The 11,224-nt window shown below is 39.3% G+C and carries 9 protein-coding genes; 5 read left to right on the forward strand and 4 right to left on the reverse strand.

Features of this window, described 5'->3' with window-relative positions:
* The first annotated feature begins 20 nt into the window (after positions 1 to 20).
* The 4 genes from lon (at position 21) to serA (ending at position 5,743) form a co-directional block, all read left to right on the forward strand.
* Complete coding sequence (lon, locus tag KP712_RS07165) at positions 21 to 2,435, forward strand: endopeptidase La (RefSeq protein WP_048952945.1); 2,415 nt, start codon at positions 21 to 23, stop codon at positions 2,433 to 2,435.
* A gap of 133 nt (positions 2,436 to 2,568) precedes the next feature.
* The gene (hemW, locus tag KP712_RS07170) at positions 2,569 to 3,720 is read left to right on the forward strand and encodes a radical SAM family heme chaperone HemW (protein ID WP_048952944.1); all 1,152 of its coding nucleotides are present in this window, start codon (positions 2,569 to 2,571) and stop codon (positions 3,718 to 3,720) included.
* A gap of 101 nt (positions 3,721 to 3,821) precedes the next feature.
* On the forward strand, positions 3,822 to 4,481 hold the full coding sequence (gene rpiA, locus KP712_RS07175; RefSeq protein WP_048952943.1) for a ribose-5-phosphate isomerase RpiA: 660 nt from the start codon (positions 3,822 to 3,824) through the stop codon (positions 4,479 to 4,481).
* A 29-nt stretch (positions 4,482 to 4,510) separates the two neighbouring features.
* A complete protein-coding gene (serA, locus tag KP712_RS07180; RefSeq protein WP_048952942.1) occupies positions 4,511 to 5,743 on the forward strand; it encodes a phosphoglycerate dehydrogenase in 1,233 nt (410 codons plus the stop codon).
* Positions 5,744 to 5,863: 120 nt separating this feature from the next.
* Here serA and KP712_RS07185 read toward each other — a convergent pair whose 3' ends face one another.
* The 3 genes from KP712_RS07185 to KP712_RS07195 all read right to left on the reverse strand — a co-directional run bounded on the left by KP712_RS07185 (position 5,864) and on the right by KP712_RS07195 (position 9,854).
* Entirely contained in the window at positions 5,864 to 6,988 is a 1,125-nt protein-coding gene (locus KP712_RS07185) for a cytochrome-c peroxidase (RefSeq protein WP_111407694.1), read from the reverse strand.
* Positions 6,989 to 7,034: 46 nt separating this feature from the next.
* Positions 7,035 to 8,879 (reverse strand): ABC transporter ATP-binding protein, encoded by a 1,845-nt coding sequence (locus KP712_RS07190; RefSeq protein WP_111407693.1) that lies wholly within the window; start codon positions 8,877 to 8,879, stop codon positions 7,035 to 7,037.
* Positions 8,880 to 8,957: 78 nt separating this feature from the next.
* Entirely contained in the window at positions 8,958 to 9,854 is an 897-nt protein-coding gene (locus KP712_RS07195) for an AraC family transcriptional regulator (protein WP_111407692.1), read from the reverse strand.
* A 111-nt stretch (positions 9,855 to 9,965) separates the two neighbouring features.
* On the opposite strand from KP712_RS07195, the gene KP712_RS07200 reads away from it, so the two are divergent.
* Positions 9,966 to 10,307, forward strand: a complete 342-nt coding sequence (locus tag KP712_RS07200) for a carboxymuconolactone decarboxylase family protein (RefSeq protein WP_005627672.1) — start codon at positions 9,966 to 9,968, stop codon at positions 10,305 to 10,307.
* 66 nt (positions 10,308 to 10,373) lie between these two features.
* Here KP712_RS07200 and KP712_RS07205 read toward each other — a convergent pair whose 3' ends face one another.
* A complete protein-coding gene (locus KP712_RS07205; RefSeq protein ID WP_215770770.1) occupies positions 10,374 to 11,219 on the reverse strand; it encodes a 23S rRNA (adenine(2030)-N(6))-methyltransferase RlmJ in 846 nt (281 codons plus the stop codon).
* Positions 11,220 to 11,224 lie beyond the last annotated feature (5 nt).

Raw genomic sequence — 11,224 nt, forward strand, 5'->3', positions numbered from 1 at the left:
AGAATTAAGAGAGATAAATTATGGCGAAGAATACCCAACGTACGATGCCCGTATTGCCATTACGCGATGTCGTCGTTTTCCCTTATATGGTGATGCCACTTTTTGTAGGGCGTGCAAAATCAATTAATGCCCTTGAAGAAGCGATGAACGATGATAAACAGCTTCTTTTGGTATCTCAAAGAGAAGCTGATTTGGAAGAACCTACCCCTGAAGATTTATTTGACGTGGGTACCATTGCTAATATTATTCAATTGCTAAAATTACCTGATGGCACAGTGAAAGTGCTAGTTGAAGGTCAAAATCGCGCGAAAATTAACAGCCTTGAAGATGGCGAAAAGTGCTTTTCCGCAAAAATTACCCCTATCGAAACCACTTATGGTGATGAGAAAGAGTTAGATGTTGCGAAAAAAGCGGTACTTTCTGAATTCGAAAATTATCTCACCTTAAATAAAAAAATCCCTGCAGATGTATTAAATGCACTTCATCGTCTTGGTGATGCAGATCGTTTATCAGATACAATGGCAGCTCATTTACCAGTAAGTGTTCGCCATAAACAAAGTGTCTTGGAACTTGCTAACGTACAAGACCGACTAGAATATCTGCTTGGCATGATGGAATCAGAAGCAGACATTCTCCAAATTGAAAAACGTATTCGTGGCCGAGTAAAAAAACAAATGGAGAAAAGCCAGCGCAACTATTATCTTAGCGAACAAATTAAAGCCATTCGTAAAGAAATGGATGATGGTGAAAGTGAGGATACGATTGATGAAGTTGAACAACTTCGTCAAAAAGTAGAAGCTGCTGGCATGCCAGCAGATGTGCGCAATAAAGTGGAAAATGAGCTACAAAAACTCAAAATGATGTCAGCCATGTCTTCTGAAGCAACCGTTGTTCGTAGTTACATTGAATGGATGATCCAAGTGCCTTGGCATCAACGTTCTAAAGTGAAAAAAGACATTTCGAAAGCACAACAAGTATTAGATGCCGATCACTATGGTTTAGAACGAGTGAAAGAACGTATTCTTGAATATCTTGCAGTACAAGCTCGTTTAAACAAAGTGAAAGGACCCATTCTTTGCTTAGTTGGCCCTCCAGGCGTAGGTAAAACCTCTCTTGGTCAATCTATTGCGAATGCCACTGGTCGTAAATATGTACGCATGGCATTAGGCGGTGTTCGCGATGAGGCAGAAATCCGTGGTCACCGTAAAACCTATATTGGTGCATTGCCGGGTAAATTAATTCAAAAAATGGCAAAAGTGGGGGTGAAAAATCCATTATTCTTGCTTGATGAAATCGACAAAATGGCATCCGATATGCGAGGCGATCCAGCCTCAGCATTACTTGAGGTGCTCGACCCTGAGCAAAACACCACGTTTAACGATCACTATTTAGAAGTGGATTATGATCTTTCTGATGTAATGTTTGTGGCGACATCAAACTCTATGAACATTCCAGGCCCATTATTGGATCGTATGGAAGTTATTCGTCTTTCTGGTTATACAGAAGATGAAAAACTTAATATCGCGATGCGTCATTTGTTAGCGAAACAAATTGAACGTAATGGTTTAAAGAAAGGCGAACTTACCGTCGAAGAAAGCGCAATTTTAGATATTATCCGCTATTACACACGTGAAGCGGGCGTTCGTGGATTAGAACGTGAAATTTCAAAAATCTGCCGTAAAGCAGTGAAAAATTTATTGGTAAATCCAAAACTTAAATCTATCACCGTAAATTCAGATAATCTGCACGATTATCTTGGTGTCAAACGCTTTGAATTTGGCAAAGCCGACACACAAAACCGCATTGGTGAAGTGACAGGTCTAGCTTGGACAGAAGTCGGCGGCGACTTACTCACTATTGAAACTGCCTCCGTTGTTGGTAAAGGAAAACTCACATTTACCGGTTCATTAGGTGATGTAATGAAAGAATCCATCCAAGCGGCTATGACTGTTGTGCGCGCTCGTGCGGATAAACTTGGTATTAATTCTGAATTCCATGAGAAACGCGATATTCACATTCATGTGCCAGATGGTGCAACACCAAAAGATGGTCCGAGTGCAGGTATTGCAATGTGTACTGCATTAGTTTCTTGTTTAACAGGTAATCCTGTACGTGCGGATGTAGCCATGACAGGTGAAATCAGTTTACGCGGTAAAGTATTACCAATCGGTGGATTAAAAGAAAAACTTCTTGCTGCACATCGTGGCGGAATTAAAACCGTATTAATTCCAAAAGAGAACGTTAAAGATCTCGAAGAAATTCCAGAAAACGTAAAACAAAATCTTGCGATTCATGCAGTAGAAACCATTGATGAAGTACTTGGCCTTGCATTGGAAAATCCGCCTGAAGGCATTGAGTTTGTCAAAGTTGAAGCTAAAGCGGCAAAATCACCCCGCCGTAAAGCGACCAGTAAGACAACAAGAGCGGTCAATTAATTGAATGTTTTAGGGCTTGTGAAAACAGGCCCTTTTTATCAACATTCATAGTGTCAGCTAAGATTTCATATTTACACAACGTTAATTTGTACTTTTTCAACTGTTCTCACATTTAAAACTTGTTAATAACAGCATGCTCAAACTTCCTCCACTTTCCCTTTATGTACACATTCCATGGTGCGTTCAAAAATGCCCTTATTGTGATTTTAATTCTCACGCACAAAAAGGCGATATACCAGAACAAGACTATATTTACCACCTTCTGCAAGATCTACGGGCTGATTTACAGCGCTTTAAAGATTCAATTCAACAACGAAAACTCCATTCAATTTTTATTGGTGGCGGTACGCCAAGTTTATTTTCAGCAAAAAGCATTGCATATCTCTTAAAAGAAATAAAAACGCAGATTGATTTTGAAGATAATATTGAAATCACATTAGAAGCGAATCCTGGCACGGTAGAAGCTGAACGTTTTAAAGGTTATGTATCAGCAGGCATTACGCGAATTTCTATGGGGATACAAAGCTTTGATGATGACAAATTACAGCGTCTTGGGCGGATTCATAATGCAGCAGAGGCAAAAAGTGCGGTCAATTTAGCGAAAGTTTCTGGGCTAAAAAGTTTCAACTTAGATTTAATGCACGGTTTGCCAAACCAAACGTTGGAAGAAGCCTTAGATGATCTTCGCCAAGCTATTGAGCTATCTCCTCCTCACCTTTCTTGGTACCAGCTTACTATTGAGCCAAATACGATGTTTGCTTACCGCCCACCTAAATTGCCAGATGATGATGAGCTTTGGGATATTTTTGAACAAGGCCACCAACTGTTAACTGCGGCAGGCTACCAGCAATATGAAACATCGGCTTACACAAAAGCGGGTTTTCAATGTAAACATAATTTGAATTATTGGCGGTTTGGGGATTATTTAGCCATTGGCTGTGGCGCACACGGGAAATTGACGTTTCCGAATGGCGAGATTACCCGCTTTTCTAAAACTAAGCACCCGAAAGGTTATTTGCGTGGCGAATATCTTTACGAAGAAAAAAACGTGCCAGAAATTGACCGCCCTTTTGAATTTTTTATGAATCGCTTTCGTTTGTTAGAAGCGGTACCCAAACAAGAATTTGAAGATTACACAGGTTTATCGCAAAGTGCGGTGAAAAATCAAATTGATTTTGCTATTCAACAAAACTATATTGTGGAAAACAATGATTCTTGGCAAATCACTGAGCATGGCAAATTATTTCTCAATGGACTTTTGGAATTATTTTTAACGGAATCGTAGCTTATCCGTTAAACCTATCACTGCTGAAAATTACACTTGTTTATTAAATACTCTCGTAATAAAGTAACGCAATCGTTTACTTATTAAAATAAGGAAAAGAAATGAATCAATTAGAAATGAAAAAACTCGCAGCACAAGCTGCATTACAATATGTAAAAGCTGACACAATTGTTGGCGTGGGAAGTGGCTCCACTGTGAACTGCTTTATTGAAGCTTTAGGTACAATCAAAGATAAAATTCAAGGCGCAGTTGCGGCTTCCAAAGCATCAGAAGAATTACTCCGTAAACAAGGTATCGAAGTATTTAATGCAAATGATGTCTCGAGCTTAGATATTTATGTGGATGGTGCAGATGAAATCAATCCACAAAAAATGATGATTAAAGGTGGTGGCGCAGCACTCACTCGTGAAAAAATCGTCGCTGCATTAGCGAAAAAATTTATTTGTATTGTGGATTCGAGTAAACAAGTGGATGTGTTAGGTTCGACCTTCCCATTACCAGTTGAAGTTATTTCAATGGCTCGTTCACAAGTAGGCAGAAAATTAGCCGCACTTGGTGGCGCACCGGAATATCGTGAAGGAGTGGTGACTGACAACGGCAATGTGATTTTAGATGTGCACAACTTTACTATTTTAAATCCAGTTGAAATGGAAAAAGAATTAAACAACGTTGCGGGTGTCGTCACTAACGGGATATTCGCGTTACGTGGCGCAGACGTTGTGATCGTCGGTACGCCTGAAGGCGCCAAAATTATTGACTAATTCATAATAAAAATCATAAGGAAGCAAACATGACAAACAAAGTCTCTCTAGACAAATCAAAAATCAAATTTGTATTGTTTGAAGGTGTGCATCAAAGCGCACTTGATACGCTCCATGCGGCAGGCTATACCAATATTGATTACTATAAAAAAGCACTAGATGGTAATGAATTAAAAGAAGCCATTAAAGATGCACACTTTATCGGCTTGCGTTCTCGCACCCATTTAACGGCAGAAATGATTGAGGCCGCACCCAAATTAATCGCAGTAGGCTGTTTCTGTATTGGTACCAACCAAGTGGATTTAAATGCGGCAAAAGCGCGTGGAATCCCTGTATTTAATGCGCCATTCTCAAACACTCGTTCTGTCGCAGAACTTGTATTAGGCGAGATTTTATTACTTATGCGCAATGTGCCACAGGCGAATGCCGAAGTACATCGTGGCGTCTGGAATAAATCAGCGACGGGATCTCATGAAGTGCGGGGTAAAAAACTTGGAATTATTGGTTACGGCCACATTGGTTCACAATTAAGTATTATTGCGGAATCATTAGGCATGGATGTACATTTCTACGATATCGAAAATAAACTTCCGCTCGGTAATGCCAAACAGGTTCGTAGCCTTGAAGAATTACTCAGTTCTTGCGATGTGGTTTCATTACATGTGCCAGAGCTGCCATCTACCAAAAACTTAATGAATGCTGAGCGTATCGCACAATTAAAACAAGGTGCAATTTTGATCAATGCTGCGCGTGGTACAGTGGTAGATATTGATTCTCTCGCTCAAGCCTTAAAAGACGGTAAAATTCACGGTGCTGCCATTGATGTATTCCCAATTGAACCTGCGTCAATTAATGAAGAATTTGTCTCACCGTTACGCGAATTTGATAATGTGATTTTAACTCCACATATCGGTGGTTCAACAGCAGAGGCACAGGAAAATATCGGTTTTGAAGTAGCAGGTAAATTTGTCAAATATTCAGACAATGGTTCAACACTTTCTTCCGTCAACTTCCCTGAAGTATCTTTACCAGAACACGAGGGAACAAAACGTTTATTGCATATTCATGAAAATCGTCCTGGTATATTGAATAAACTGAACCAAATTTTCGTCGAAGCCAACCTGAATATTGCCGCGCAATATTTACAAACTGACCCGAAAATTGGTTATGTTGTCGTTGATGTAGAAACAAATGATGCATCGCCATTACTGGCGAAATTGAAGGAAATCGATGGCACAATTCGTGCGCGAGTACTTTATTAGTTAGAAAATAACCCAACTTATATGAGACAAGTTGGGTTATTTATTTTACTCGCTAGATTAAGTAAAGAAGAGCCTAGATTTTAGGATGGATTCAATTTAATTAAAAATTGTCTAGTTTTCTTAATTTCTTTCATAAGGTGCATCCGTTAAGGTTTTTAAAAAAGATTCTAGTGCATCAATTTCTGTATCAGTTAATGGTTTTCCTTTAAGCGCGTCGTGGCTTACAGTTGGTGCATATTCGGGCAAATCCCAGGGCTTACTGGTTTCTGGATTAATTTTTCGTGCAGGGTTATTGTAGCTATCTAAGAATAATAATACGGTGCGAAGTTCTTTAAATACTCCATTGTGCATGTAAGGTGCAGTAACTGCGACATTACGGAGTGTGGGCACTTTGAATTTTCCTTTTTGTTTTTCATCTCCCTTTACCATTGGATTATCGAGCAAGCCATTATCAATCCAGTTATTGTCTAATTTATTATGTGCAATTAAGGCTTCATTCTTAGGAACACCAAGATTAAAATAACGATAGTTTGTGAAAGTTTCTTCATCGTTATCGGCTGTTTGTAATTGATGACAATTACTACAATTTGTTTTTTCTTTATCAAAAAATAATGCCTTTCCTAAAGATTCTTGTTCTGTGAGGGTATCTTTTCCAGCTAAAGTGCGGTCGTATTTTGAGCTGAATTGGCTAAATAAATCTAAATGTTCAAAAGTAGCTAATGCTTGTTCCATAATGGCATATATTTTCTGATTATCTTTCCATATTTCGGCACCAAAATATTTTGTAATGTAATCTTTCACGGCTTGATTTTCTTCAATACGTTTTACTACATCTGCTTTATCTTTCATGCCCATTTCTACGGGGTTTAATGGTGGACCTCCGGCTTGTTCTGCAAGATTTTTTGCTCTACCATCCCAGAATTGTCCGCCCACATAATCGTTAATTTTTTCATCAAAATGGAAGCTAGGTGAATACTTAGCATAAAGTGCAGTTGGTGTGTTACGGTTACCAAATTTTGTTGGATCATCTCCTTGAGAGACCATATGAGCGATATCATTTTGACGCAAGTCAGCAAAGGCTGCTACTGGCATATGGCAAGTGGAGCAGGATTGGGTCTTATTATGAGAGAGGGATTTATCAAAAAAGAAAACTTCTCCAAGACCGAGTAAAATAGGATCGATTTTTGTTTCCTGTGCTAGACATAGAGTGGGGAGAATTAACATAGGAAGTAATAATTTTTTCATTTAGACTCCAATAAAAAATAGGTAAAAACAAACCGCACTTTGGGTTTTATTCTATATGTTCACTCAAGAATCCACCGCTTTGGTGAGCCCATAGTTTTGCATATAGTCCATTTTGTTCTAGTAATTCAGCATGGGTACCTTGTTCGACAATTTGTCCTTTATCAAGCACAATCAGGCGATCCATCGCTGCGATAGTGGATAAACGATGAGCAATGGCAATCACAGTTTTATTTTCCATCATCTTATCTAGACTTTCTTGTATTGCCACTTCCACTTCCGAATCTAATGCGCTTGTGGCTTCATCTAACAATAGAATTGGTGCATCTTTTAACATGACACGAGCAATAGCAATTCGTTGCCGTTGACCACCTGAAAGTTTTACACCGCGTTCACCCACATGGGCATCGTAGCCTTTTCTGCCTTGAGCATCAGTGAGGAATGGAATGAAATCAGCAGCCTCCGCTCGTTCAGCAGCTAAAACCATTTCTTCATCTGTAGCATTAGGTCGTCCATAAATAATATTGTCACGAACAGAGCGATGTAGCAGCGAAGTGTCTTGAGTCACTAAACCGATTTGGCGGCGTAGGCTTTCTTGTTGCACATCTAGTACATTTTGCCCGTCAATGGTAATCGCACCTTGTTGTGCTTCATAGAAACGAAGCAACAAGTTCACAATTGTAGATTTTCCTGCACCAGAACGGCCGATTAGCCCAACTTTTTCGCCAGGTTTGATAGTAAGATTGAAATGATTGAGTAATGGTTTCGTCGGATCATAAGCAAAGGTAATATCGTTAAACTTGATTTCCCCTTGTGTCACTTGTAAAGGTGATGCTTGAGGTTTATCTACAATAGTATGAGGTTTAGTTAAAGTATTCATTCCATCGTTTACGGTTCCGATATTCTCAAACAAACGTGCAGACTCCCACATAATCCAACGAGATAGTCCATTTACTCGTAATGCCATTGCGGTTGCTGTTGCAATTGCACCCACGCCAACTTGACCACTTTTCCATAAGATAATTCCGAGTACAGCGGTGCTTAGTGTAAGTAAAATATTAGCTGCATAAGTGAGCGTGTCCAGTGATGTTGCTAGGCGCATTTGAGCGTGTACTGTGACCATAAAATCTTCCATAGAACGTTTGGCATAAGCGGCCTCGCGCGAACCATGAGAGAATAATTTTACTGTGGCAATATTGGAATAAGCATCTGTAATGCGTCCTGTCATTAAAGAACGAGCATCAGCTTGTCGTTGTGCCGTTTTTGATAATTTAGGAATGAGGGTTCGTAGGATAAAAATAAAAATCGTAATCCAAGCAATAAATGGCAGTAAGAACCAAGAATCTAATACGGCTAGAACCAAGCCCGATGTAATAAAATATACGATGACATATACAAACATATCCGCTAGTGTGAGCACCGTATCACGAACAGCTAGTGCGGTTTGCATTACTTTGGCAGACACTCTGCCAGCAAATTCATCTTGATAAAAACTCAAACTTTGTCCAAGCATTAAACGATGGAAATTCCAACGTAATCGCATTGGAAATACGCCTTGTAAGGTTTGTAAACGTACGGTAGAGGCTAAAAATCCCCACACGATGCTAACAAGTAATAGGGCAGCCATGCTAATTAATAAATGGCCTTTTTCTTGCCATAATGTCTCAGGCGTAAATGTCCCTAACCAATCTACAAGCGTTCCCATAAATTGGAATAATACGGCTTCCATTACACCGGTACCAACCGTTAGCACTGTCAGTAAGAGAATCCAGCCTTTCATTCCTTCAATGCTAGACCAAATAAAGCGCAATAAGCCTTTTTTAGGTGTTGTTGGATTACCTTCTGGATAAGGATTTAAACGGTTTTCAAACCACGAAAAAATTTTGTTAAACATATCTTTTCCTTAAAAAGAAAAGGCAACAGATGTTGCCTTTCAAAAAACTTGGCGATTATAGCGCAAAAATTCTCCAATTTATAGGCTGGCAGATTTTCTGTATTGGCTTGGTGAAAGTTGGTAGTAATTCTTAAAGGCTTTACTAAAATGCGCCTCCGATTGATACCCCACCTCTAAAGCAATGGCAAGTACGGATTGTTGGGATTGTTTTAATAAAAATGCTGCCGATTGTAACCGCACTTGAGTAATAAAACGCCCTGGCGACATACCAAGTTGTTGTTGAAAAACACGAATAAAGTTTGCACGAGACATTGCAGAAAGATCGGCTAACTGTTCAATTCGCCAATCTTCTTGAGGGCATTGTAATATCGCACCTAGCACTGTATTTAATCGCTTGTCTTGCAACGCAAGTAGCACACCATCTGTAATTAAGTTCTCTTGAATCGCATGGCGTAAAATATAAATTAAAAGCACATTCGAAAGTGCATCGACGACTGATTTCGTACCTGCATCATTTTTTTGTGCTTCTTGTAGAAAAAGTTGAACCAAAGGATGAATCGGTGTATCGCATAAATTGAGATGTAAATATTCAGGCATAGAAGCTGTAAGAAGGGCATCTTGCTGATAATAAAACGCCCCGCAGAACATTTTTAAATCTGGTGTGCCTTGCCCTACTTGATACAATTCAAATGCACCTTGCCAGCTTTTTTTCAATGATGCGTCCTTTGTTTGGTTGGATGAATGACGCATAAAGTGCGGTTGATTTTGGGGAAGGAAAAAGATATCACCTTCCTTTAAATGAAATTGCTTTTGTCCGAGTGTAAGCCAGCATTCGCCTTGTTCAATAAGATGAAATACGCCTTTTCCTGCATCTTTTTCTTGATGGGCAACTTGCCATTCACCTTGAAATTCACAGCGAATATTAATTTCCCCACGCACTTGTGCTAAATGGGTGAGTTTATCCAAATAATCCATAATGAGATGTTAGCGATAAAAATTGAGATAAATAAGCAAGTATCATAATCCAATCTGCCTATAATTTACCACACCAGTTCGTTATTAATTCAATATATTTAGGAGAACATTATGTTTGCAGATTGGAAAGAAGAAACATCACACGTTAAAAAATCATTTGGTGCGTTAGGTAAACAATATCCAAAAATGTTACAAGCTTATCAAGCATTAGGCGCAGCAGCGGCAGAAGGCAATGTGCTTGACGCTAAAACTCGTGAACTTATCGCATTAGCCGTTGCGGTAACAACTCGTTGTGAAAGCTGCATTAGCGTACACGCAGAAGAAGCTGTGAAAGCTGGCGCAAGCGAAGCTGAAGTCGCTGCAGCATTAGCAATGTCTATCGCATTAAATGCAGGCGCGGCTTATACTTATTCTTTACGTGCATTAGAAGCATATAACGTACAGAAAGGTTAATTACCCGTTATTCCATAGAGTTAAGTTGATAAAAATGAGCGTTATCTTCTGGTGATGCTCATTTTTCTATTCAGGTGTAATCCATTCGACAGTCCAGCTTCCTGTACCTTCTGGAACTAATGTTTTTGTGAGATAAGGCAAAATTTCTTTCATTTGGGTTTCTAATGTCCAAGGTGGGTTAATTACTATCATACCGCTTGCCGTCATACCTCGTTGATCGCTATCAGGGCGAACGGCGAGTTCAATTTTTAGAATTTTTCTAATCCCCGTTGCTTCTAATCCCTTAAAAATACGTTTAGTTTGTTGGCGTAATACAACAGGATACCAAATCGCATAGGTACCAGTGGCAAAACGTTTATAGCCTTCTTCAATGGCTTTGACAACGAGATCATAATCTTCTTTTAATTCATAAGGCGGATCGATTAGTACTAAGCCACGGCGTTCTTTTGGAGGTAGTGTTGCTTTGACTTGTTGAAAGCCATTGTCACATTTTACGGTGACATTTTTGTAGTCGCTAAAATTATTGCGAAGAATTGGATAATCGCTAGGATGAAGCTCGGTCAATAGTGCGCGATCTTGTGAGCGCAACAATTCCGCGGCAATTAATGGTGATCCAGCGTAATAACGTAGTTCTTTGCCACCATAATTGAGTTTTTTGATCATTTTTACATAACGAGCAACATCTTCGGGTAAGTCGGTTTGATCCCACAGACGTCCAATGCCTTCTTTATATTCCCCCGTTTTTTCTGATTCGTTTGAGGATAAACGATAACGACCTACACCTGAGTGCGTATCCAAGTAAAAAAAGCCTTTTTCTTTGAGTTTAAGAGTTTCCAAAATGAGCATTAAGACGATATGTTTCAAGACATCAGCATGATTGCCCGCATGGAATGAGTGACGATAACTCAGCATAATAT

Source organism: Haemophilus sp. SZY H68 (genome assembly GCF_018829685.1).
GTDB classification, from domain to species: Bacteria; Pseudomonadota; Gammaproteobacteria; order Enterobacterales; family Pasteurellaceae; genus Haemophilus; species Haemophilus haemolyticus_K.